This window comes from Amycolatopsis benzoatilytica AK 16/65 (genome assembly GCF_000383915.1).
Taxonomy (GTDB): domain Bacteria; phylum Actinomycetota; class Actinomycetes; order Mycobacteriales; family Pseudonocardiaceae; genus Amycolatopsis; species Amycolatopsis benzoatilytica.
On record NZ_KB912942.1, the window covers coordinates 4769977 to 4794652 of the forward strand.

19 protein-coding genes are annotated in these 24676 nt (G+C 71.3%); 10 read left to right on the forward strand and 9 right to left on the reverse strand.

Annotated features, from left to right (window positions below):
- Positions 1-85: 85 nt before the first annotated feature.
- From AMYBE_RS42120 to AMYBE_RS0121890, 4 genes are read right to left on the reverse strand one after another with little or no spacing between them, the layout of a single operon-like run.
- Positions 86-2293 (reverse strand): transglutaminase TgpA family protein, encoded by a 2208-nt coding sequence (locus AMYBE_RS42120; protein ID WP_084470115.1) that lies wholly within the window; start codon positions 2291-2293, stop codon positions 86-88.
- Positions 2290-3423, reverse strand: coding sequence for a DUF58 domain-containing protein (locus AMYBE_RS0121880; protein ID WP_020661525.1), 1134 nt, complete (start codon positions 3421-3423; stop codon positions 2290-2292). Before AMYBE_RS0121880 ends, AMYBE_RS42120 begins: the two co-directional genes overlap by 4 nt.
- Before the next feature lie 2 nt (positions 3424-3425).
- Entirely contained in the window at positions 3426-4379 is a 954-nt protein-coding gene (locus tag AMYBE_RS0121885; protein ID WP_020661526.1) for an AAA family ATPase, read from the reverse strand.
- Complete coding sequence (locus AMYBE_RS0121890; protein WP_020661527.1) at positions 4376-6511, reverse strand: fibronectin type III domain-containing protein; 2136 nt, start codon at positions 6509-6511, stop codon at positions 4376-4378. The genes AMYBE_RS0121885 and AMYBE_RS0121890 overlap by 4 nt, the downstream gene beginning before the upstream one ends.
- 131 nt (positions 6512-6642) lie before the next feature.
- On the opposite strand from AMYBE_RS0121890, the gene AMYBE_RS0121895 reads away from it, so the two are divergent.
- Positions 6643-7935 (forward strand): type VII secretion protein EccE, encoded by a 1293-nt coding sequence (locus AMYBE_RS0121895; protein WP_020661528.1) that lies wholly within the window; start codon positions 6643-6645, stop codon positions 7933-7935.
- 106 nt (positions 7936-8041) lie between these two features.
- Here the strand turns inward: AMYBE_RS0121895 and AMYBE_RS0121900 are convergent, their stop codons facing one another.
- Genes AMYBE_RS0121900 through AMYBE_RS0121920 form a run of 5 tightly spaced genes read right to left on the reverse strand, consistent with a single transcriptional unit; the run spans position 8042 to position 14487 of the window.
- Positions 8042-9796: a glycoside hydrolase family 35 protein gene (locus AMYBE_RS0121900; RefSeq protein ID WP_020661529.1), complete on the reverse strand. Its 1755-nt coding sequence runs from the start codon at positions 9794-9796 to the stop codon at positions 8042-8044.
- Positions 9789-11333, reverse strand: a complete 1545-nt coding sequence (gene arfA, locus AMYBE_RS0121905) for an arabinosylfuranosidase ArfA (RefSeq protein ID WP_020661530.1) — start codon at positions 11331-11333, stop codon at positions 9789-9791. Before arfA ends, AMYBE_RS0121900 begins: the two co-directional genes overlap by 8 nt.
- Before the next feature lie 4 nt (positions 11334-11337).
- The gene (locus AMYBE_RS0121910; protein WP_027927881.1) at positions 11338-12669 is read right to left on the reverse strand and encodes an ABC transporter substrate-binding protein; all 1332 of its coding nucleotides are present in this window, start codon (positions 12667-12669) and stop codon (positions 11338-11340) included.
- A 26-nt stretch (positions 12670-12695) separates the two neighbouring features.
- Positions 12696-13505, reverse strand: coding sequence for a carbohydrate ABC transporter permease (locus tag AMYBE_RS0121915; RefSeq protein ID WP_051124984.1), 810 nt, complete (start codon positions 13503-13505; stop codon positions 12696-12698).
- 58 nt (positions 13506-13563) lie between these two features.
- Entirely contained in the window at positions 13564-14487 is a 924-nt protein-coding gene (locus tag AMYBE_RS0121920; protein ID WP_020661533.1) for a carbohydrate ABC transporter permease, read from the reverse strand.
- Positions 14488-14678: 191 nt separating this feature from the next.
- Between AMYBE_RS0121920 and AMYBE_RS42125 the strand changes: the two genes are divergently transcribed.
- The 9 genes from AMYBE_RS42125 (at position 14679) to araA (ending at position 24660) form a co-directional block, all read left to right on the forward strand.
- On the forward strand, positions 14679-15734 hold the full coding sequence (locus AMYBE_RS42125) for a LacI family DNA-binding transcriptional regulator (RefSeq protein WP_020661534.1): 1056 nt from the start codon (positions 14679-14681) through the stop codon (positions 15732-15734).
- A 181-nt stretch (positions 15735-15915) separates the two neighbouring features.
- A complete protein-coding gene (locus AMYBE_RS0121930) occupies positions 15916-16719 on the forward strand; it encodes a ribosome hibernation promotion factor (protein WP_020661535.1) in 804 nt (267 codons plus the stop codon).
- 384 nt (positions 16720-17103) lie between these two features.
- Complete coding sequence (locus AMYBE_RS0121935) at positions 17104-18195, forward strand: baeRF3 domain-containing protein (RefSeq protein ID WP_020661536.1); 1092 nt, start codon at positions 17104-17106, stop codon at positions 18193-18195.
- Between the two features lie 135 nt (positions 18196-18330).
- Complete coding sequence (locus AMYBE_RS0121940; RefSeq protein ID WP_020661537.1) at positions 18331-18828, forward strand: MarR family winged helix-turn-helix transcriptional regulator; 498 nt, start codon at positions 18331-18333, stop codon at positions 18826-18828.
- Complete coding sequence (locus tag AMYBE_RS0121945) at positions 18825-19388, forward strand: YbhB/YbcL family Raf kinase inhibitor-like protein (RefSeq protein WP_020661538.1); 564 nt, start codon at positions 18825-18827, stop codon at positions 19386-19388. Before AMYBE_RS0121940 ends, AMYBE_RS0121945 begins: the two co-directional genes overlap by 4 nt.
- Positions 19389-19704: 316 nt before the next feature.
- On the forward strand, positions 19705-20721 hold the full coding sequence (locus tag AMYBE_RS0121950; RefSeq protein ID WP_020661539.1) for a LacI family DNA-binding transcriptional regulator: 1017 nt from the start codon (positions 19705-19707) through the stop codon (positions 20719-20721).
- 81 nt (positions 20722-20802) lie between these two features.
- Positions 20803-22464, forward strand: coding sequence for a ribulokinase (gene araB, locus AMYBE_RS0121955; RefSeq protein WP_020661540.1), 1662 nt, complete (start codon positions 20803-20805; stop codon positions 22462-22464).
- Positions 22461-23138 (forward strand): L-ribulose-5-phosphate 4-epimerase, encoded by a 678-nt coding sequence (locus AMYBE_RS0121960; protein WP_020661541.1) that lies wholly within the window; start codon positions 22461-22463, stop codon positions 23136-23138. The genes araB and AMYBE_RS0121960 overlap by 4 nt, the downstream gene beginning before the upstream one ends.
- A gap of 25 nt (positions 23139-23163) precedes the next feature.
- Positions 23164-24660, forward strand: a complete 1497-nt coding sequence (araA, locus tag AMYBE_RS0121965; RefSeq protein WP_020661542.1) for an L-arabinose isomerase — start codon at positions 23164-23166, stop codon at positions 24658-24660.
- The last annotated feature ends 16 nt before the right edge of the window (positions 24661-24676 follow it).

A 24676-nucleotide genomic window follows, 5' to 3' on the forward strand; every position in this document is an offset into this window, starting at 1 on the left:
CCGGCTCTGGTGGTCCGTGAAGGGCCCCATGAGGGAATCCAAGTCCGGCAAGGGGCCCCTCACGGACCTCCATAGAAGCGACAGCTCAGCTCCGGCGCCGTGCGGGCGGCAGGAGCGTGCGCGGGTCCAGGGCCGCGCGCAACCGGGCCGGCCACGGCCGCGTCGCCAGGCTGCGGCGCAACTCCCCCACCTCATGCCAGGCCCGCCGCACGGCGCCGTCGGTCACCGGCACGCCGGACCACAGTGCCATGTCGACTACCTTGCCCAGCCGGGTGATCGGTTCCCGCTCCCCTTCGCCGGCCAGCTCGGCGAGGTCGCGCGGGGTCATGCCGACCCGGTAGCCGACGCCGTCCGAACGGAGCCGGTCCCGGGCCTCCGCCCACGCGCCGATGACGCCGTCGGCACCGGCCGACCGGCGACGGCGGCGCGCGCGGATTCGTTTCGCCAGCGGCACTCCGCACAGCCAGCCGGCCAGCAGCAGCCCCACGACGATCGCCGCGGCCAGGCTCCAGCGGACCGGACTGCCGGAGGCAGCGGAAGCGCCGTCGGCCTCCTGGTGTCCCGGCGGCAGCTGCGGCGGCTGCAACTGCTGTTGCGGCGGGAGCTGCTGCCGCGCCTGCGCGGTCGCCTTCGCGAGGCCGGTCTGCTGTCCGGTCTTCACCGCGGCGGCGGTCGGGTCCAGCGGCACCCATCCGACGCCGGCGACGGCCACCTCGGGCCAGGCCAGCACGTCCCGGTTCCGCACCACCCGGTAGCCGCCGTCCACTTCGGACGAACCGGCGAAGCCGACCGCCAGCCGGGCCGGGATGCCGGTCAGCCGGGCAAGCGCCACGTAGGCCGCGGCGAACTGCTCGCTCGTCCCCCAGCGGGTGTCGAGCAGGAACCGCTGCAGCTGGGGCCAGCCGTGCCCGGTCGGCAGGTCGGTGCCGACGGCGACCTGGTAATTCGTGCTGAGGAACCGCTCCAGCTGCAACGCCGACTGGAACGTCGGGCGCAGGCCGCGCACCGCTTCCTGGGCCAGCTGCTCGACGGCCGGCGGCACCTCGCCGAGCTCGCCGAGACCGCCGGCCGCCTTCGCGTCGACTGACGCGCCTTCGAGCCGGGCCGCGTCGATGTCGGGCGACGACCAGGTGAGCCGGTACCGCGGGCTCCGGCCGGGCGGGTCGAGCAGCAACACGCCCGCGGTCTGGTCGATGAGCGGGTCGACGCCGGTCACGCCGGTCGGCACCGGCTGGCTCGGCAGCCACGGGCCGGACAGCCCGGTCACTTGCACGTCTGCGGCGTGCGCGGTGCCGCCGGACGCACCGTCGAGGCGCTGCCCGAGCCGGCGCAGCCGCAAGTCGGTGGACCAGTTGGCACCGTCGAAGCCGTCCAGGACGGCGAGTCGCCAGCGGTCGACCGGAGCGTCGCCGCGGTAGCGGAAGACTTCCGAACCGGGCTGCGAGAGCCGGGTGCCGATCTGGTCCAAAGGGTTGCTGATCGCGCGCTGCGAGAGCGGCGCGACCTGGCGGTCGGCGAGCTGGACCGGGTCGCGTCCGGCCGGATCGAGCGTTCCGAACACCGCTGCCCCGGCGAGCAGGGCGACGACGGTGGAGGCCACGAGCCAAGTGCCCGCCGCCGACGGCTGCCGCGACAGTTTCGGTCCGTTCCGCTGCCGGCGGGGACGATTCCACAACGCCAGCGCGGCCACCGCCGCGTAGAGCACCGCCGCGCCTGCCCCGGCCAGCCCGGACCAGGCTTGGTACGCCTGAGAAAGCGCGGCGACGAGCAGGCCCGGCAGCAGCGCGAGGAACGGCTTTCGCAGCCGCAGCAGCACTTCCAGCCCGACCGTCGAAGCGAGCAGCACGGCGAGCGGGACGAACAGCAGCTGGTCTGGAACCGGCCGGGCCGGCCAGGTGGACTGCAGGGTGAGCAGCCAGCCCTCGGTCGCGCCGCGAGCGAGGACGGCCAAGGTCTCCCCGGTGGGCAAGCCGGCGAGCGTGGTCGGAAACGCCACCGCTTCGATCAGGCCGAGAATTCCCGCTGCCAGTACCAAAAGCGGCCGGTACGGCACCGCCTTCGGCCACCGCGCGCACAGCTCGGCGCAGGCGTAGGCGAGCGCTCCGACGAGCAGGACCGGGACCAGCAGCGCGAGAAGACCGAACACCGGGGCGAACAACAGTCCCGCGACGGCGGTCGAGCCGAGCACGCCGGCCACGGCGAGCCGGTCTAGCCCGTTTCGTTCGCCCTTGCGCCGGTCGGCCGCGAGCCCCGCGGTCCTGCCGCGCCGGTCGGCCGCGAGCCCCGCGGTCATGCCGCACCTGTCATCAGGGAGTTCCACCGGGCCGCGGCGTCGGCTGCGTCGACGGCGCTGATCTGCCCGGCTCCGGCGGCCGGAGCGGACTGCCGCGCGCCCAGCCGGAACACGGTGTCCGGACGCCAGCGCCGGGTTGTGCCGAGATCGGCGTCCGGACCGGTGACCACGACGACCACGCCGCCCGGGCGGCGGCTCGCGGCCAGCGCGGCGGGCAGCAGCGGCGCGTCGGCCGCCGCGTCCTGGCTGACCAGGCAGAGCTCGTCGAGCACCACCCGGGCCACCCGCAGGCCGCTGCCCACCGGGGTATCGGTGCCGGTCGTGGTGATCAGCCGGCAGTGCTGCCCCGCCGTCGCCGATGCGAACAGCAGCGACGCCACGACCTCGACGGCCTCCTCGAACGCGGCCGGGCTCAGCGCGGCGGGCCGGGTGTCGAGCAGGACGGTGCACCGCAACTGCGCCGGATCGGCGTACTCGCGCACCATCAGCTGCCCGGTACGGGCGGACGCTTTCCAGTGCAGGTGCCGGACTTCGTCGCCGAGCGCGTACGGCCGGACCGCGCGCAGGTCCGCCGAGCCGCGCAACGGCGGGTCAGTGATCGGCCCGTCGTAGTGGTGCCGCGGGTACCCGGCCCGCGCCGGGCGCACCGCGTGCCGCCGCGGATGCACCCACAGGCTCGCGGTGCCGCCGACCGCCCGCTCGCCGCGGGCGAGCGCGAACAGGTCGGGCCGGTCGAGCACGAGCGGGCCCACCTCGATCCGGCCGCGCCGGCTGGTGGGCAGTTCGTAGTGGTAGGTCGCCGCCGCGCCGGGCGCGAGCGGGCGCACGCGCACGCCGTGCGTCTCCTCGCCCATGCGGTCGCCGGCCGAGACCCCGCCGTGCCGGCGGGTGCCGGTGTTGCGGACGGTCAGCGAAGCCAGCGCGGGCTCGCCGCGTTCGATCCGGTCCGGCAGCACCGTCCGGTCGACTTCGACCTCCGGCCGGAACCGGACCACCGCCACCGCGACGAGCACCGCGCCCGCCGCGATCCCGCCCAGCGCGCGGAAAAAGCCGTACCCGGCGGCCTCGCCCGCGACGTAGAGCACGATCGCCGAAACGAGCACGAAGACACCGCGGCGGGTGAGCCGCATCGCTACCGCCCCGCCGCGGCCGCCGGTGCCGGCGTCTCGGCCAGCAGTTCGTCCACGACGTCCGCGGCGCGGCGCTGGTTCAGCTCCGCGTCCGCGGTCAGCACGAGCCGGTGCCCGAGCACCGGGTGCGCGACGTCCTTGACGTCGTCCGGCGTGACGAAGTCGCGGCCGTAGGTCGCGGCGAGCGCCTGTGCCGCCCGGATCAGCGCGATGCTGCCGCGCGGGCTGGCCCCGTACCGGACCGCCGGATGAGTCCGGCTCGCCGCGGCCAGCCGGACCGCGTAGGACACGATCTCCGGGGCCAGGTGGGACTTTCGCACCTCGGCGATCAGCGCCTGCACGGCACTGACGTCGAGCACCGGCCGCAGCTCGTCCGGCGTCACGCCCGCGCAGTCCGCCATCACGACCCGCATTTCGGACTCGTGATCGGGGTAGCCGACCGAAAGCCGCATCAGGAACCGGTCGAGCTGCGCTTCCGGAAGCCGGTAGGTGCCCTCCATCTCGATCGGGTTCTGCGTGGCCACCACGAAAAACGGCCGCGGCACGTCCTGGCCGACCGCGTCGACCGTCACCCGCCGCTCGGCCATCACTTCCAGCAGCGCCGCCTGCGTCTTCGGCGTGCCGCGGTTGATCTCGTCGGCCAGCACGACGTTGGCGAAGATCGCGCCGGGGTGGAACTCGAACCGCTCGGTGTTCTGGTGGTAGACCGTCACGCCGGTGATGTCGCCGGGCAGCAGGTCCGGCGTGAACTGGATGCGGTTCCAGCTCGCGCCGAGACTGCGGGCGAGGCAGCGCGCGAGGGTCGTCTTGCCCAGGCCCGGCACGTCCTCGACGAGCAGGTGGCCTTCGGCGAAGAGCGCGGCGACCGCGAGCCGGACGACCTCGGGCTTGCCGCGCACCACTGCCTGGACGTTGTCCGCGATCAGCTCGTATGCGGCCTTCGGAGTCGGGATCACTTTTCCTTCTTCGCCTTGGTTTTTCCGGAATTCTTGAGGCCGCGACGGGCGCCGAGCAGCGCCAGCGGCCCGAGCACGACCACGAACGCGGGCTGGCCCTGGTAGTGGTCCGAGCCGGTGCCCTCCGAGGACGTGATGGTGACGTCGATCCCGATCTGGCCGGCCCAGTAGACGTTCGAAATGGTGATGTTCGTCGTGCCGCTGCACGGTACCGGGGACGTGGTCGAGCCGAACACGGTCGCCGTGCACTTGGCGGGCGCGCCGTTGGCGTTGGCGATCACGGTCACGATCAACTGCTGGTACGGCGCGCCCCGCCCCTGGACGTGGGTGATCTTCACGGTCGGCGGTCCCGAAGGCACCTGCACGGTCTTCCGGCCGGCGCTGCCGGTGAGCGCGGAGCCCGAGCTGTACCGGGTCACCGCGCGGACGGTGACCGTGACCGACCCGGAAAGCCCGGAGAACTCGGCGGAGGTGCCGGAAACCTGGCGGTCCCCGGCGCCGGTCGCGCTCACCAGGTAGTGCACCAGGTCCGCGCCGTGCAGGTCCGGTTCGGACCAGCTGGCGGAGACCTTCCCGCCTTGCCCGGCGGTCAGCGTGACCGACGGCGCGTCGGCCGCCTGCCCCGGCGTCGCCGCCTGCGCGCTGGCGCCGGGCCCACGGCCGGCCGAGTTCTCGGCGACCACAGTGACCACATAGGACGTGCCGTTGTCCAGGCCGCTCAGCGTCGCGCGCCGGGCCGAGCCGGAGACCGTCGTCGATCCGCCGGACCAGGACAGGTGGTATGCGGTGATCCGCGCGCCGTTGTCCGCTGCCGCCGACCAGGTCACCTTGACCGCGCCGTCGGCGGCGGAGGCCCGGACGTTGCGCGGCGCGCCCGGCGGCGTCGCGTCCGCGACCGGAGGCGGCGCGGGAGGTGCCGACGGCCTCGGCGGCGCCGAACCGGTGTCGGACGGCTGCGGCGGGGCCGGCGGCGGAGACTCGTTCTGGTGCCGCGCCTGCTCGTCGACGGCCACGTCGGCCACCGAACCGTTGTCGCCGTCGACGACGAGCACGTGCGAACCGTCCGAGCTGTCGACGTAAAGGCGGTCGTCCTGGCCGTGCGACAGCCGCGGCCGCCCAGTGCCGCCAGGGACCTTCTTGGTGTTCTTGAGGCCGCCGTGGCTGTCGTAGGTCCGGACTTCGTTGCGGGTCTCGTCGACCAGCGCGACGACGTGCGAGGTGGCGACCGGGCCGCTGAACCGGCCGTCCTTGGGCAAGTCGACCGAAACCGGGCGGGCGGCCGGGCGGTCCTTGCCCAGTTCGGTGGTGTCGATCAGGTGCAGCTGGTTGCGGTCCGGGTCGGCGACCGCCAGCCGTCCGTCCACCGCGTTGTTGGCCACCTGCGCGGTGGCGGGCAGTTTGACGCCGATCGCGACCGGGTCGCCGAGCCCGTCCTTGCTCACCGGGCTCAGCGTGTCCGCGGTGACGTCCAGCAGCACCGGGCGGTCGTCGGCGAGGGCGAGCAGCCCGCTGTGCCCGGCGGGCAGCTGCGCCGGGCAGGTCGGGGTGGTGGCGCCGCGCGGCAGCTCGCACACCGCGCCGGTGTCGATCCGGTGCACCCACAGGGTTCCGTCGCTGGTCGCGACGGGAGTGGTCAACGGGCCGCCGGCGGAAACGGTGGCCACCGGGTCGCCGAGCCGGACGATCCGGCCCGCGTTGCGGTACACCAGGTACGGGCCGCCCGAGACCTCCAGCGCCACGGGCGTTTCGGCGGCGGGCGGCGTGATCGCGTTCTCGACGCCCAGTGTCGACTTGTCGAAGATGGTGATCCGCGACCGGTCGACGACGTAGCCGGACCGGCCGCCTTGCACGACTTGGCTGCCCGGCCCGGCGGGCAAGCTCGCCTGCGCGTCGACCTGGCCCGCGCCGCCGTCGACGTGCAGCGCCGACTGGAGCGAATCGCTGTACACCCAATGGCCGGCCTGGACGTATTCCAGGTCCGACGGCATCGGCGCACGGCCGGCGACAGCCACCCCGATCAGCGTGAGGCATCCGGCCGCCAGGAAGGCGATCACCAGCCGGGCCCGCACGGCGGCGCCCAGCCCGCGACGGTGCTTCTCGGTGCCCTCTTCGGTCACGTCGAACGGCCGCACGAGAGCGCGATCAAGGCATACATGGCCGCGACGTTAGGGCCCGATCATGAAATTTCGATGAAACGGACCGATGTCATCGAAACCTCAGGTCCGCCCGCGAAGCTGGCCCGCGACGGCAGGAGGAGGAGACGATGACGGATCTCGGCGCGGCCCGGGCGAACGCGCACCGCGCTGCGCCCGCGCCACCGTCCGTGCAGCGAACCGCCGTGCAGACGGCCGGGTTCGGCGCGCTGCCCGGTGCGGACGCGGCGGCCCGCGCGGCGGCCCGCGAAGTCGCTCTCGCCGCGTTGTCCGCGGCGCGGCAACCATCGTTCGAGGTCCCGGCCCCGGCGTCCGCGCCTGCGCCAGCCCCGCCGCGGACTCCCCCGCCGCCGGTGCGCCGCCGTGCCGCCGGAAAGCAGCGCACCATCGGCACCGGGCGAATCGTCTGCTGGCAGCTCGTCCTGGTCGCGCTCGCGCTCGCCGCGACCCGGTCGTGGCCGATGCTCGCCGCCGTCGCCGTGCCGGCCGCCGTGGTGGTGGCCCTGACCGCGGTCCGGGTACACGGCCGGTGGCTGTCCGAATGGCTCGTGGTCGGCGCGGACTACCTGTCGCGGAACCGGGCCGGCGACCTGCGCGGACCGGCCGAAGCGGGCCGCGGGCTCTTGCGCCTGCTCTCGCCCGGTGCGACCGGGACGGACTGCGACACCGGCTTCCTGCTCAGCCGTGCGGCCGGGATCACCGTGGTGCTGCAACCGAAATCGGCCGAGCGGGACCTGACGAAGGCCATGCCCGCTCCGGAAGCCCTGCTCCCTCCCCCGCACGAACAGACCGAGGCGGTCGCGGCACAGGTCGTCCACCACGCCGGCATCGCGAGGGACCGCCCGCCTCGGGTATGGCTCGCACTGCAAGCGCTGCGCACCGTCGAGGTCCAGCACGACGCCGACGTCCAGCGGGCGCTGGGCAACGCGGTCCGGCGGGTGCTGCGCCGGCTCCGCCGCGACGGGCTGCCCGCACGCGGCCTGACCGAAGCCGAGCTGCTGGGCGCGCTGGCTTCGCTGGCCCACGTCAACGCGGGACGCGGCCAGGTGCGGGAAGACTGGCGGTACTGGCACAGCGGACCGATCGCGCAGGCGACGTTCCGGCTCGACGGGTGGGCAGAGCTGTCGCCAGCGGTCGCCCCTCAGCTCCTGCGCTGGCTGCTCGCCAGCGTCCCCCGCGCGGCGGTCACGGTCGCGGTCACCGCTCACCGCCCGACCGCGACCGCGCCCATCAGCACCGTCGCGACCGTCCGGCTCGCGGCAGCCGGCCCTGCCGCGCTCGAGCACGCGGCCCGCGAGCTGACCCGCCTGGCCGGCGACTGGGGGCTGGCGGTGGACCGCCTCGACGGCCGGCACGCCGAGGGCGTCGCGGCAACGCTGCCTATCGGCCTCGCCGCTCCCTGAACGAGAATGCGGCCCGCGCTCGCGGGCGTGGCCGACGTAACCCCGGCCAGTTCCGGCCAGGCGAGCGGCGTCGCTGCCGTTGTCCCGCGTGCTCAGCAAGTCAGGGTCAGGCCTCGGTGTGGCCGAGCGACGGCTCGGGAACGAATTTCGCCTCCGGCCGCAGCAGTGTGTCCAGCTCCAGCACGACCAGCTCGTTGCGGCCCGCCCGGACCACCGGACCGGGAACGTAGAGCGTCCGTTGCGGCCCCCGTCGCCAATACCGGCCGAGCAGGAAACCGTTGACCCAGGCCATTCCCTTGCCCCAGTCGCCGGTGTCAAGGAAAAGGTCCGCCGGCTCTTCCGCTTCGAACTCGGCGCGTACCGCGACCGGCCCCGCCAGCGGACCGTCCGCCGGTATGCCGCCGGGTTCGCCGAACAGCCCGGGAACGCCGTCGAGGTCGATCGGCAGCACCTCCCAGCCGGACAACGGACGACCGTCGAACTCGGCGCCGCCGATGATGCCCTTCGGTTCGCCGATGCGGGGGCCGTAGTTGACCCGGCCCAGGTCCTCGACGAGCACCAGCAGCTCTCCGCCGCCGGGCAGCGGGACCGCACGGTCGTGGTGTTCCCGCAGCAGAGTGCCGACGAGGACGCCGTCCAGGAACACCGTGGCGCGGTCGCGTACTTCGCCGAAGGCCAGGATTCCCGGCTCGGTTCCCGGGATCTGGCCGCGCAGCAGCGCCAGCCGCGGGGCCGGGGTGAGCTCGTCGAAGGTCGGCAGCCGGTCGTGTGCTCGCCAGATTCCCCAGCGAGCCGGCTCTTCGAGCAGCCAGACCGGGTCGCGCAGCGGTGCCCGCAGGGCCGGCGCGGGCACCGCCGGCGCGGGTACCGCGTCGGGGACCTTGCAGTGCCGGGAAATGACGTCGCGGAACGCGTAGTACTTCTCGGTGGCGTGACCGGCTTCGTCGAGCGGAGCGTCGTAGTCGTAGGAGGTGACGAGCGGCTGGTAGACACCCTTGTCGTTGGCGCCGTTGGTGAGACCGAAGTTGGTGCCGCCGTGGAACATGTAGAGGTTCACCGACGCGCCCGCGGCCAGCAGCGCGTCGAGGTCTGCGGCGGCCTGCTCGACCGGAGTGGTGTGGTGGTGCGCGCCCCAGTGGTCGAACCAGCCGTTCCAGAACTCGCTGCACATGAGCGGCCCGGTGGGCTGGTGCGCGCGCAGCGTCTCCAGCCGTTCGGCCGAGTTCGAGCCGAAAGAGGCGGTGCGGTGCACGCCGTCGAGACCGCCGTTCTCGAGCATTTCCGGCGTCGGCTGGTCCACTGTGGTCAGCGGTACGGTGATACCCGCGGCACGCGTGTGCCGAACCAGTTCAGCGAGGTATTCCTTGTCTTTTCCGTAAGCACCGTATTCGTTTTCCACCTGGACCAGGATCACCGGTCCGCCGCGGCCGATCTGATGCGGCGCCACGATCCGGTAGACGTTGTCGAGGTACTCGCGCACGGCGGCGAGATAGCGGGGTTCTCGTTGCCGCACCCGCAGTTCGGGGTCGCGCAGCAGCCAGGCGGGCAGGCCGCCGTTGTCCCATTCGGCGCAGATGTACGGTCCGGGCCGGACGATCGCGTGCATCCCGGCGTCGGCGATCTGGCGGAGAAACCGGTCCAGGTCCAGTCCGCCGGTGCAGTCGAACCGGCCCGGCTCGGGAGAATGGGCGTTCCACGGAACGTAGGTTTCGATGGTGTTGAGACCCATCAAGCGAGCCTTCTCGATCCGGTCGGCCCACTGCGCGGGATGCACCCGGAAGTAGTGCAACGCACCGGAAAGAATGCGGAACGGCTTGCCGTCCAAGAGGAAGTCGGTGTCCCCGATCGCGAATTCAGGCATCGCGGCCGCCGGCCGGATCGAAGGCGAGCGCGGTCCAGGACAGCGGCGGGAGGGTGGCCGTCACGGTCGTTCCTTCCGGGTCGTGGTTCGTCGTGAAGCGCGGCAGCGGCACTGGCCGGACCGGTTCCGCGTCCGCGGAGTTCGCGGTGTGCCGGTCCTGTCCCGCCCCCGGGGCGATGGTCGAGGATTCCCGCGGCACCAGCCGGGCGCCGCGGATCCGGACCTGGAGATCAGTGGCCGAAGCCAGCGAGCGGTTCGCGAGGAAGAGCGCGCACCGGCCGCCGTCGTCGACGGTGGCCGCGGCGTCGACGACGTCCACCCGGCCGTACTGGGCGGTGTCGACGGTGTCACCGGTGACGGCCAGGCGCAGGCTCGCGCCACGGGCGAGACCGGCGACGAGGCGGAACGGGTGGAACGTCGTCTGCCGCCAAGCCGGGCCGCCCGGTTCGGTGCGGATCGGCGCGATGGCGTTCACCAGCTGGGCCAGGTTCGCGACGCTGACCCGATCGACGTTGCGCAGCAGGGAACTCAGCAACGAGCCGACGACAACGGCATCGGTGACAGTGTAGGTGTCCTCGATGAGCCGCGGATGCCGCTGCCAGGGCCCGGCGAGCAGCCGGGGTTGGTCGGTCTCGTTCCAGAGGCGCTGGTCCCAGACGTTCCACTCGTCGATGCTGATGCCGATCTTCTTGTCCAGGCCGCGTTCCGCGAGCACCTCGTCGATGATTCCCGCGGTGGTGCGGACGTAGCCGTCCAGGCCGGACGCGCTGGCGAGGTAGCTGTCGACGTCCCCGTCCTGCTCCTGGTAGTACGCGTGCAGCGAGATGTGGTCCACCAGGTCCGCCGTGTGGTGCAAGACGGTGCGTTCCCAGGAACCGAACGTCGGCATCTCCGGATTGGAGCTGCCCGCGACGACGAGTTCGACGCCGGGGTCGATCATCCGCATCAGCCGCGCCGTCTCGGCGGCGAGACGGCCGTACTCCTCGGCCGTCTTGTGCCCGGGCTGCCACGGCCCGTCCATCTCGTTGCCGAGGCACCACAAGCGGATGCCGAACGGCTGGTCGGCTCCGTTGGCCCGGCGCCGCTCGCTCAGCGCCGTCCCGCCGGGATGGTTGCAGTACTCCAGCAGGTCGGCGGCCTCCTGGATTCCGCGAGTGCCGAGGTTGAGCGCGTACATGATTTCCGCCCCGGCGGCCTGCGCCCACTCGGCGAACTCGTGCAGCCCGAACTGGTTGGTCTCCACGCTGTGCCAGGCGGGGTCGAGCCGGACCGGGCGCTCGCCGACCGGCCCCACCCCGTCCTCCCACCGGTAGGTCGACACGAAGTTCCCGCCGGGATAGCGGAGCACCGTCGGGCCGAGCTCGCGCACCAGCTCCAGTACGTCTCCCCGGAACCCGCGACTGTCCGAAGTGGAGTGTCCCGGTTCGTGGATGCCGGTGTACACGACCCGGCCCAGATGCTCGGCGAAGGAACCGAACAGCCGCCGCGGGACCTGGCCGATCGTCTCGGTGACGTCGGCTTCGATCTTGCTGCGCACCCGTTCACCCCGCGTTGACAGTGAAGCCCTGCTGGTTGCCGTAGTCCACCAGCGCCTTCTGCCAGCCGGCCAGTCCGGAATCGAGCCCGCCGCCGCTGAGGTAGACCTTGCCGACGGTGTCGTTGAAGATGCTGTTGGCGTAAGTCTGGTAGGGCAGGTAGCTCCAGCCCTTCGCGACGTGCTTGGACGCCTCCGTCAGCACCTGGTTGATCTTCTGCCCGCCGAAGTACTGCACGGACTGGCCGAGGAAGGCCGGCGAGTTCAAGTCGGCCGTGGTAGCCGGGAATCCGCCGCTCGCGAGGAACGGCTTGACCCCGTTGCCGTGGTTGAGCCAGCGCAGGAACCCCGCGGCGAGCGCCGGGTTCTTGCTCCCCTTCAGCACCGCCTCGGCGCTGCCGCCGTTCTCCGAGGTCAGCGGCTGCCCGTCGTAGGTCGGGATCGGCGCCACCGCCCACTTCCCGGCGCCGCCGGGAACCGAACTCTCGAAGTTCCCGGCCATCCACGCGCCGCTCACCAGGGAGGCGATGGTGCCGTCGCCGAGCGCGCGGAACCAGTCGTCGGACCATTCCTTGATCGAGGCCAGCTGCTTGCCCTCGACCAGCTGGTTCCAGACCGCGGTCCACTTCCGGCTGCCCGCGTCGGCCAGGTTGATCTTCACGTTCCGGCCGTCGGTGCTGAACGGGCGCCCGCCGGCCTGCCAGATCATGCTGGTGGTGAACCCGGGGTCACCGGTGTCGGAGGTCAGGAATTTGGCGGGGTCGGCGGCGTGCAGTTTCTTGGCCGCGGCCACGTACTCGTCCCAGGTCTTCGGCACCGAGATGCCGTACTTTTCGAAGACCTCTTTGTTGTAGAACAACGCCATCGGCCCGGAATCCTGCGGGAGCGCGTACAGCCCGCCGCCGATGCGCACACCGGACCAGGTCGAGGGCGTGTAGTCCTTCTCGAACCCGCCGAAGCCGTACTGGTCGAGATTCACGAGCGAATCGGTCAGCGCGAACTGCGGCAGGGCGTAGTACTCGATCTGCGCGACGTCCGGGCCGCCGGAACCGGCCTTGATCGCGTTCTGCAGCTTCGTGTACTCGTCCTTGTTCGTGCCCGCGTTGACGTAGTTGACCTTGACGTTCGGATATTCCTTCTCGAACGCGGCGACCTGCTGCGGCGCCGAGGGCGTCCAGCTCCAGTAGGTGATCGTGCCGCCCGCCTTCAGCGCGGCGTCGACCCCGTCCTGGTTTCCGGCGACCTGCGCGGACCCGGAGCCGGACGAACACCCGACCGCCAGCACCGCGGCGAGCGCGACGACGGCAGCGACCTTGCTGCGCCTGAGGAAACGTGACATCGAATGTCCTTTCACGACGGTGGCGGTCATTGTTTGACGCTGCCCGCGCTCAGCCCGGATTGCCAGAACCGTTGCATCAGCAGGAAAGCGAGGACCAGCGGAATAATGGTGAGCAGAGATCCGGTGAGCACCAGGTGGAAGATCGGCTGCGCACCGGCCCCGTTCGCCTGTGCGCTCCACTGGTTGAGCCCGACCGTCAACGGGTACCACTTCGGTTCGCTGAGCATGATCAGCGGAAGGAAGTAGTTGTTCCAGGTGGACACCATCGTGAACAGCGCGACGGTGACGATCCCGGGAACGAGCTGGCGCAGGGTCACGGTGAAGAAGATGCGCAGCTCGCCGGCGCCGTCGATCCGGGCCGCTTCCAGCAGTTCGTCGGGTATCGCGTCGGCGGCGTAGACCCAGATCAGGTAGAGCCCGAACGGGCTGATCAGCGACGGGATGATGACCGCCAGCGGAGTGTTGGTCAGCCCGAGCTTGCTGAACAGCAGGAAGGTCGGCACCGCGAGCGCGGTGCCGGGGACCGCGACCGCGCCGAGGACGACGGCGAACACCGCGCGCCGGCCGGGAAAGCGGTACTTGGCCAGGCCGTAGCCCGCCGCGGTGGCGAGGATCGTCGCGCCGCCCGCGCCGACGACAACGTACAGCAGCGTGTTTCCCAGCCAGCGCAGGAAAATCCCGTTGTCGTAGGTAAACGTCTGGCCGATGTTGTCGAACAGCGAGAACGGCCCGCCGAACGACAGCCCCGAGGTGGTGAACAACGCGCTCTGGGTTTTGGTCGCGTTGATCACGAGCCAGGCCAGCGGAATCAGGGTGTAGAGCAAGAACAAGGCCATGACCGCGGTGAGCGTCCGCGACTTTCGCGGACGGAGGAAGGAAACCGGGGCGCCCACTTCACATCCCCTTTCGGCTGCCGCGCAACTGCACGACATAGGCGATCACCGCGGTGATCACGCCCATCACGATCGCCACGGTGGCGGAGTAGTTGTACTGCTGGCCGCCGAAGGAAAGGTTGTAGGCATACATGTTCGGCGTGTAGTAAGTGCCGATCACGTTCGGCGCGAGGTTGCGCATGATGTTCGGCTCGTTGAACAGCTGGAAGCTGCCGATGATCGAGAAGATGGCGGCGATCACGAGCGCCCCGCGCAGCGCGGGCAGTTTCACGCTCAGGATGGTGCGGAACGCCCCGGCGCCGTCGATCGCCGCGGCCTCGTACAGCTCGGCCGGGACGACCTTCAGCGCGGAGTAGAAGATCAGCATGTTGTACCCGGTGAACTCCCAGGTGACGACGTTCCCGATGGACGCGAGCATCCAGTTGCCCGACAACGGTTTCACCACGTCGCCGCCCAGCAGGTGGTTGAGGTCGGCGGCGAGGCCGAAATGGTCGCCGTACATGAAGCCCCACATCAGCGTGGCCACGACGGCAGGGACCGCGTACGGCAGGAAGATCACGATCCGGAAGAAACCCGCCGCGTGCAGCCGCGCGCTGTCGATCGCCAGCGCCGCGACGAGCGCGAGCAGCAGCATCACCGGCACCTGCACGGCGAGGAACACCAGCACGCGGCGGAAGGACTCCCAGAACTTGGGGTCCGTCAGGACTTCGGCGTAGTTGCCGGCCCCGACGAACGTCGTCCCGCCGAAGAACGCCTGGTCGCGAAAGAGACTGAGGCCGACCGCGTAGCCGATCGGAGCCAGGAACACCAGGGCGAACACCAGCAGGAAGGGGCCCACGAACAACCACCCGCGCCATCGCGCGCCGGACCGGGCCCGCGGTGCCGGGCGCGGGGCCGCGGCGGCGACAGGAACGGCTGCGGACATCGTTGCCCTCCGGAGAAATTCTTGATCGAATCGGCGACCCGGTGCCGATGTTCACGTCAACATCGTGCGGCGAAGGGTAACGTGTTGACGTAAACATGTCCAGCAGCCGAGGGAGCGCAACCGTGGTCCGGCAGTCCCCCGCCCCGCCGCCCGCCGAACCCGCCCGTCGCGGCGGAGGACGCGGTCCGTCGATGGCCGACGTGGCCGAGGCCGCTGGAGTGTCCGGCCAGACGGTGTCCCGGGTGGCCAACGGGAAGACCAACGTCGACGACGCCACCAGGGAGCGAGTGCTCGAGGCGATGCGCCGCGTCGGCTACCGGCCCAACAGCGCCGCCCGGGCGCTGCGCAACGGCCGGTTCCGCAGCATCGGCGTGATCATCTCCGACCTGCTGGCCGTCGGCAACAACCGCACCCTCGACGCCGTCGCGTCCGCGGTCAGCGCCGAGGGATTCTCGATCGTGCTGATGCCGGTCGCGCAGCCCAGCCAGCACGAGGTCTCCGGCGCTTTCAGCCGCCTCGACGAGCAAGCGGTCGACGGCATCATCATCCTCATCGAACGCCACGAGCTCGACGAAAGCGATCTCGAACTCCCGCACGGACTCCCGGTCGTGGTCATCGGTTCCAGCGGCCGCCGGGACTATCCGCTGGTGGACGCCGACCAGGAAGCGGGAGCCGCCGCCGCGACCCGCCATCTGCTCGGCCTCGGCCACCGGACGGTCCACCACCTGACCGGCCCGCCCGAGTCCTACGCCGCCGAACGCCGCCGGAAGGCGTGGCGGACAACGCTCGAAGCCGCCGGCTCTCCGGTCCCCCCGGTGCTGGCCGGCGACTGGTCGTCGCGCTCGGGCTACGAACACGGCTTGGCGCTGGCCGCCGACCCCGCGGTCACCGCGGTGTTCGCGGCGAACGACCAGATGGCGCTCGGGCTGCTGCGCGCGCTCCACGAAAAGGGCCGGTCCGTCCCCGGCGACGTCAGCGTGGTCGGGTACGACGACACGAGCGAGTCGGCCTACTTCTGGCCGCCGCTCACCACGGTCCGCCAGTCCTTCGAGGAGATCGGCCGCCGCGCGGTCGCCGGCTTGCTCGCCGAAATCACCGGCGCCGACCCGCTGGCCACGACCTCGCTCGCCGTCCCGAGCGAACTCGTCGTTCGCGCCAGCACCGCACCCCCCGCGGCGGATCGTCCGGCCGGGACGCCGAAAGGCACCGCAGGAGGGACCGCCAAAAAGCCGCGAACGTCGCGTTGAAACCGACCGGGGCAGCGATCCCGCCAGCCTGCGGCGCGAACGGCGGAGGCGGCTGGATGTCCCCATTGTCCGGCACCGCCAGGGTCTGTCCCGACGGCAGAGCCTAAGGTCCCTTCCTGGCCTCCGAACGGGGGTCCTCCGGCCCTGGCCGACGCCCGCCTCACCGCCGTACCACGGGAGCATGGCAACTTTCACTCCCGCCGACATCCGGATCGCGGTCGACGAGCGCGTGCTGCCGGGCACGTCCGAGTACGCCCAGGACAAGATCGGGAACCTGCTTCGCCTGGCGCATCGCCCGGTGCTGTCCGCGCGGGTCAGAGTGACCCGGCACGGCGACCCGGCGGTGCCTCGCCCGGTGGTCGCCCAGGCGAACATCGACGTCAACGGGCGGCTGGTGCGCGCTCAAGCCGAAGGCGAGAACGCACGGGAGGCCGTCGACCGGCTCGAGGAACGGCTGCGGCACCGCCTGGAACGGATCGCCCAGCACTGGGAGGCCCGGCGCGGCGGGCAGCCCTCGGCGGAACCGCACGAGTGGCGGCACGAATCCGAGCCTGCCCACCGGCCGCACTGGTATCCGCGGCTGGAAGGCGAACGAGAGATCGTGCGGCACAAGTCCTACACCCCGGTGCATTGCACGATCGACGACGCCGCCCGCGACATGGGGCTGCTGGACTACGACTTCCACCTGTTCACCGAGTCCGGCACCGGCCGGGACAGCGTGCTCTACCGCGCCGGCGACACCGGCTACCGGCTCGCGCAACTGACCCCGCCCGGAGCGCACGAACTTGCCCCGTTCCAGCTTCCCGTCACCATCAGCGAACAGCCGGCCCCGCTGCTGTCGACCGACGAAGCGGTCACCCGGCTCGGCCTGCTGGACCTGCCGTTCCTGTTCTTCCTCGACTCGGACCGGGGTCGCGGAGCGGTGCTCTATCACCGTTACGACGGGCATTACGGGCTCATCACGCCGGGTCCCGAAGAACCGTGACCGACGGCCGTCGCACCGCGCGCCGGCCCGCGGATCGCGGGCCGGGCACGAAAAAGGGCCCACCCGAGGGCGGATTCCCCGTCTTGCGACGATGGGTCAATCCAGGCTCGAGAGCCTCGGCAACCAATCCAGTACCTCGGGCGGGTCACCGGGTTTCCCCGGCGATATCAGCGTCGCGCGAACCGCGCGCGCTGTCAGGGGTCGAAAGTCCTCGATTCCTGCCCGCGGGCGCCGGACAGCCCGGCGTCCTCGCCGAGCAGGACCAACGTCCGTCCGCTGCTTGCTTGCTCCTGGCAACGCGGGACTTTCGCCTCTGTCGGCACCGGCCGGCAGGCGCGGACGGTTCGGGAGTCCGCACCACCAACGCACGCGAAGGGAGCCGACATGGACTCGTTCTCCCAGCAGGACCTTGACACGCTGCTCCAGCAGCAGGGATCACCGTCGGTATCGCTGTACCTGCCCACTCACCGGACCGATCCGGAGACACAGCAGGACTCCCTCGAGCTGAGCAACGCGATCCGCCGCGCCCAGGCCGAGCTGTTGCGAGCGGGGGTGCGGCGGCCGGCGGCACAGGACATCCTCCAGCCCGCGCACGTTCTCGTCGAGGACGAGCGCTTCTGGCGGGACCGTCGCGACGGGCTCGCTGTGTTTCTCCGTGCCGGCTGGTGGCGTGCGTACCGGGTGCGGCTGTCCTTCCCCGGGCTGGTCGTGGTCGCCGACCGGTTCCACGTGTATCCGCTGCTCCCTCTGCTCAGCGGGGACGCCAGCTTCTTCGTGCTCGCCCTGAGCGAGAACGAAGCACATCTCTATCGGGGCTGCCGGTCCGGCATGGACGAGGTCGAGGTGCCCGGCCTGCCGGAAGGCGTCGCGGACGCGCTGCGTTACGACGACACGGTGCAGCAGCGAGGTCAGCACCTGGGCGGCAAGGTCGGGGCCAAAGCGGGCGCGGTGATGCACGGGAAAGGAATCGGCGGCGAACTTCAGAAGGAACGGCTCGACCGGTACCTGCAGGCGGTGAGCCACGCCGTCGACGCGGTCCTGGCACAGCAGAACTGCCCGCTCGTGCTGGCCGGGGTCGGGCACATCCGCGCGGCGTACCGCGAGATCACCCGCTATTCGCACGTTCTGGAGGCCGGGATCGCCGGCAGTCCGGACCGCGTGCCGCCGGCGCAGTTGCACCCGCACGCGTGGACGCTGGCCGAGCCGGTCGCCAACCGCGGCCGGGACGACGCCGCCGCTCGCTACGCGAAACTCGCCGGTACCGGCCTGGCATCCGATGACGTCCGCGATGTCGTCGCAGCCGCCGAAGCCGGCCGCGTCGAAGCCCTGTTCGTGCCCGACACGCCGCCCGGTCCCGACGGCGACGGGCTCGAATCCGCCGCGGTCCGCACCCTCCGGACCGACGGAACCGTCTACGCGGTCCCCTCCGCGGACATCCCCGGCCACGGACCGGTCGCCGCGGTGTTCCGCTACTGAGCGGGCGCATTGCCGCCCCGCCCTCGGCCCGGCGTTCCACAAAGGTGTGTCACACACTAGTTGTGTTACACAATAATTGTGTGACACACTAATGCTGGCTGAGCTGACCACGGCAACGTCGAGGGAGGGGAACCGATGGGGCGTACCACCCGCCGCGAGGCGGAGGCCCGGGTACTGGCCGCGCTGCCGAGCTGGGTCAACGCCATCTCGCAGCTCAACCGGCTGGTCGCCGAGCGGATCGGGGTCGCCGCCAGCGACCTGGACTGCCTGCACGCGTTGAACCGGGGCGGTCCCGCCACCGCGGCCGAACTGGTCGGGCAGATCGGCCTGACGCCGGGGTCGGTGTCCCGGATGATCGATCGGCTCGACGCCGCCGGCTGCATCAAGCGGACCGCCGATCCGCGGGACCGGCGGCGGGTGCTGATCGAACCGACCGCCGACGGACTGGCCCGCATCGCGGCCTACTACGACGGGCTCACCGCCCGCACCCGCGACGACCTCACGATCTTCCGCTTGGACGAACTGGAGTCACTGCTGCGATTCATCGAACGCTCCCAGCGCAGCGCGGGCGACGAGCTCGCCCGGCTGCGCCACGACCACGACAGTTCCGGTTCGCCCAGGACAGGCACATGACGGCGCACGACTCCGCGCGGCAGACCGGGCAAGCCGGTCTCGCCTGGAACTCGGCGAAACTGGCCAGCGCACGGACACTGACACTGAACAGTCCGGACTTCGCCGGCGAGGGCGCGATCCCGGCCGTGCACGCCTCGGTGCGAGCCGGCGGCCGGAACCTGTCCCCCGCGTTGACTTGGTCCCCGGCACCAGCGGACACCGCACAGCTGCTGCTGGTCATCGAAGACCCGGACGCGCCCATGCCCACGCCGTTCGTGCACTGCGTGGCTTTGCTCGACGCCGCGGTGACCGGTCTGGCGGCGGGAGCGCTCGACGCCGACAACCCCGCTGGGGGCGTGCACATCCTGCGTTCCAGCCGCGGCCGTGGCTATTTCGGACCCGAGCCGCCGAAGAGCCACGGCCCGCATCGGTACGTGTTCCAGCTCTTCGCCCTGGCGACACCGGTCGCCTTGGGACAGAGCGCCGCCGCACTGGACGCCGCCAAGCCGCGCGACGTGCTGGCCGCCGCGGGCAACGTCCTGGCTCGCGGTCGGATCGACGGTTTCTACCAGCGCGGCTGACTCCCGCTTCCGCGCCAAGGCCGTGAAGGGAACATTGAGGGACTCTGAGTCCCTCAATGTTCCCTTCACAGACGCCGAGTGCCGCGAGCGGCCCCTCACGGACTTCCGCATCGCGTAGCCGCTACGTCCGCGCACCCGCTTCGTCCGGTTTCCCCCGTCGCGACGGCCTTCGCCCGAGCAAGATCCGCTGGTCCGCGGAGGAAGGACCGCCTGTTCACTTGCTTGGAACAGTTGTGCAACGAAGGGTTGACCTGGCCGATGTTATCGCTAACATAGCCGTACTCCCCACCCCGGAACACCGCGAGGAGGCACCTGGATGCCCACCGATGCAGCCTCGGGCAAACGTCAGCCCGGACTGGCCGAAGTCGCCGCGCTGGCCGGTGTTTCGCACATGACGGTCTCCCGCGTCGTGAACGGCGCCGGCGCCGTCCGCGCCGAAACGCGGGCTCGCGTGCTGGCCGCGGTGGACCAGTTGGGATATCAGCCGAACTCCGCCGCGCGGACGCTGGCGACCGGACGGTCGAACACGCTCGGCGTCGTCGCCCTCGAATCCAATTTGTACGGTCCGGCGAGCACCCTGTACGGGATCGAGCACGCCGCCCGTGAAGAGGGCTACGGCATCACGATCTCCAGCGTCAGCCGGCCGCGCCGGTCGTCGATCGCGGAGGCGGTGGACAACCTGCGCCGCCAGGCGGTCGGCGGGATCGTCGTGATCGCGCCGCATGTCAGCGCGGGCGCGGCGCTGCGGCAGGCGCCCGCGGACGTGCCGATGGTGGCGGTCGGCGGCGGAAAGTCGTCGCCGGTGCCGGTGATCTCGGTCGACCAGCACGACGGGGCCCGCCGGGTCACCGAGCACCTGCTGTCGCTCGGCCACGAGACGGTGTGGCACGTCGCCGGACCGGAAGACTGGCTGGAATCGCTGGAGCGGGAACGCGGCTGGCGGGAAACCCTCGAACGGCGCGGCGCGCGGGTACCGCCGCCGCTGCGCGGGGACTGGAGTCCGCGCTCGGGTTACGAGGCGGGGCGGCGGCTGGTCGAGGAAGCGGACCTGGACGCGGTGTTCGTCGCGAACGACCAGATGGCGCTGGGCGTGCTGCGCGCGTTCGCCGAAGCCGGGATCTCCGTGCCCGGCCAGGTGCGCGTCGCCGGTTTCGACGACGTGCCCGAGGCGGCCTACTTCAGCCCGCCGCTCACCACTGTCCGGCAGGACTTCATCGAGGTGGGCAGGCGGACCTTCCGCCTGCTCGTCGAACGCATGGAGGGCGGAGCCCCGGACATCCGCCATTTCGTAGCCCCCGACCTGATCGTCCGGGACAGCACCGGGCCCCGGTAAACCCGGCCTCGCGACCGTTCCCTCGGCATCCGCCAGCTATCGATTGTTAGCGCTAACAGAAGCAGGAAGGCACGACCTCCAGTGGCAGCAGATCCTCTTGTCGTCGGTGTCGACTTCGGCACCCTGTCCGGCCGCGCGGTGGTGGTCCGCGTCCGCGACGGGGCCGAACTGGGCACCGCGGTCTCGGAATACCGGCACGGCGTCGTGGACGACCGGCTGCCCGGGACCGCCGCGGAACTGCCGCCGGGCTGGGCGCTGCAGGTTCCGTCGGACTACCTGGACGTCCTGCGCACCGCGGTCCCGGCCGCGCTGGCCGAAGCGGGCGCGGATCCGCGCGACGTGATCGGGATCGGCACGGATTTCACTGCCTGCACGATGATCCCGGCCACCGCGGACGGCACGCCGTTGTGCGAACTGCCGGAGTTCGCCGGCGATCCGCACGCATACGTGAAGCTGTGGCGCCACCACGCCGCGCAGCCGCAAGCCGACCGGATCAACGAGCTGGCCCGCGAGCGCAGCGAGCCGTGGCTGGCCCGGTACGGCGGGCTGATCTCGTCCGAATGGGAGTTCGCCAAGGCACTGCAGGTGTTCGAGGAGGCACCCCAGGTTTACCGCGCGATGCGGCACTGGGTCGAAGCCGCGGACTGGATCGTCTGGCAGCTCACCGGAACCTACGTGCGCAACGCCTGCACAGCCGGCTACAAGGGGATTTATCAGGACGGCCGCTACCCGGACCGCGATTTCCTCGGCCGGCTGGCCCCCGGATTTGAGTTCTTTGTGGACGAAAAGCTGGAGCACGAGATCGGGCAGCTGGGCGCGCTCGCCGGGAAACTCAGCCCGGAAGCGGCGGCGCTGACCGGGCTCCCCGCCGGGATCGCGGTCGCGGTCGGCAATGTCGACGCGCACGTCACCGCGCCCGCGGCGCAGGCGGTCGAGCCGGGCCAGATGGTCGCGATCATGGGCACTTCCACCTGTCACGTGATGAACGGCGCCGAGCTGCGCGAAGTGCCCGGCATGTGCGGAGTGGTCGACGGCGGCATCGTTCCCGGGCTCTGGGGCTACGAAGCGGGCCAGAGCGGCGTCGGCGACATCTTCGGCTGGTTCGTCGATCAGTGCGTCCCGGCTTCCTACGCCGCCGAATCCGGCCAGAGCATGCACGACCACCTCACCGAACTGGCGTCCCGGCAGGAAATCGGCGAGCACGGGCTGATCGCGCTCGACTGGCACAGCGGCAACCGCTCGACCCTGGTCGACCACGAGCTGTCCGGGCTGATCGTCGGGCAGACCCTGGGCACCCGGCCCGAGCACACCTACCGCGCGCTGCTGGAAGCCACCGCGTTCGGCACCCGGAAGATCATCGAGACCTTCCGTGCCGCCGGAGTGCCGGTCACCGAGCTGATCATCGCCGGCGGGCTGGCGAAGAACCCGCTGCTGATGCAGATCTATGCCGATGTGACCGGGCTTCCGCTGTCCGTGATCGGTTCCGCGCAGGGCCCCGCGCTCGGCTCCGCGATCCACGCCGCGGTCGCCGCCGGGGCTTATCCGGACGTGCGCGCGGCCGCCGCCGCGATGGGTTCGGTCCAGCGCGCGGTGCACCAGCCGGTGCCCGCCAACGCGGCCGCCTACGACGAGCTCTACGCCGAGTACACGACCTTGCACGACTACTTCGGCCGCGGCGGCAACGACGTGATGCACCGCCTCGCCGCGCGCCGCCGCGAACTCGCGAAAGGACAGGACCGATGACCCTGACCGCCCAGGCGCGCGGGACGATCGCCGAACTGCGGGAGACCGTCGCCCTGCTGCACCGCGAGCTGACCCGCAACGAGCTGGTCATCTGGACCGCGGGCAACGTGTCGGCCCGGGTGCCCGGCGAGGACCTGATGGTGATCAAGCCGTCCGGCGTCTCCTACGACGACCTGACCGCGGACACGATGGTCGTGACCGACCTGCACGGAAACCTGGTGCACGGCGAACTCGCGCCGTCCTCGGACACCGCCGCGCACGCCTACGTCTACCGGCACCTGCCCGAGGTGGGCGGAGTCGTGCACACGCATTCGACCTACGCCACCGCCTGGGCCGCCCGCGGCGAGCCCATCCCGTGCGTGCTGACGATGATCGCGGACGAGTTCGGCGGGGAGATCCCGGTCGGCCCGTTCGCGCTGATCGGCGACGACTCGATCGGCCGCGGCATCGTGGATACCCTGCGCGCCACCCGCTCCCCCGCCGTGCTGATGCGCAACCACGGCCCGTTCACCGTCGGCCGCACCGCACGGGACGCGGTGAAAGCCGCGGTGATGGTCGAGGACGTCGCGCGCACTGTCCACATCGCACACCAGCTCGGCACGCCGGCCCCGCTGTCGGACGACGACGTCGACCGGCTGCACGCGCGCTACCAGAACGTCTACGGACAGCACTGAACTCGTGACACTGCAAGGAGAACAGATGACCAAGCCGCAGGTGTGGTTCCTCACCGGCAGCCAGGCGCTCTACGGCGAGGAGACCCTGGACCAGGTCGCCGGGCAGTCGCTGCGGATCCAGCAGCTGCTCGCCGGCTCCGGCGAGCTGCCCTGCGAGCTGGTCGGGAAGCCGGTGCTGACCGAGTCCGCCGGGATCCGCCGGGTCCTGCGGGAGGCCGACGCGGACCCCGGGTGTGTCGGCGTGATCGCCTGGATGCACACCTTCAGCCCGGCCAAGATGTGGATCACCGGCCTGGACGCGCTGCGCAAACCGTTGCTGCACTTGCACACCCAGCTCGACAGCGCACTGCCGTGGGCCAGTCTCGACATGGACTACATGAACCTGAACCAGGCCGCGCACGGCGACCGGGAGTTCGGCTTCATCCAGACCCGGCTCGGCGTCCCGCGCAAGACCGTCGCCGGACACGCGGCCGACCCGGCGGTGGTCGCGCGCATCGACGCGTGGGCGCGGGCCGCGATCGGCGCGGCGCATCTGCGCACGACGAAACTGGCCCGGTTCGGCGACAACATGCGCGACGTCGCGGTCACCGAAGGCGACAAGGTCGAAGCGGAACTCCAGTTCGGCGTTTCGGTGAACACCTACGGCGTCACCGAACTCGTGGAGCGCGTCGACGCCGCGTCTCCCGCGGACGTGGACATGCTGGTCGCGCAGTACGCCGACGAATACCGGCTCGACCCGGCGCTGGCTCGCGACGGGGAACGGCACGCGTCGCTGCGCTACGCCGCGCAGATCGAACTCGGTTTGCGGTCCTTCCTGACCGAAGGCGGCTTCGGCGCGTTCACCACGAACTTCGAGGACCTCGGCGGGCTGCGCCAGCTGCCCGGACTGGCCGTGCAGCGGCTGATGGCCGACGGCTACGGCTTCGGCGGCGAGGGCGACTGGAAGACCTCGGCGCTGCTCGCCGCGGTCAAGGCGATGGGCCGGGGCTCGGACCGCGGAACGTCCTTCATGGAGGACTACACCTACCATTTCGGGCCGGGCGAACCGAAAATCCTCGGCGCGCACATGCTGGAAGTGTGCCCGAGCATCGCGGCCGGGACACCGTCCTGCGAGATCCACCCGCTCGGCATCGGCGGCCGCGAGGACCCGGTCCGGCTCGTCTTCGACGCCAAGCCCGGTCCCGGCGCGGTGCTCGGGCTCGCCGACCTCGGCGACCGGTTCCGGCTGGTGGCCAACGAGATCGAGGTCGTCCCGCCGGACGAGCCGCTGCCGAACCTGCCGGTCGCGCGCGCGGTCTGGAAGCCCCAACCGTCGCTCACCGCGTCCGCCGAAGCGTGGATCACCGCGGGCGGACCGCACCACACCGTGCTGACCCAGGCGGTCGGCACCGAAACCGTCCGGGACTTCGCCCGGATGCTCGGCGTCGAGCTCCTGGTCGTCGACAACTCGACCACCGCCGCGGACTTCGCGGACCGCATTCGCTGGAACCAGGCCTACTACCGGCTCGCCCAGGGCTTCTAGGAAAAGGAGAACGAAC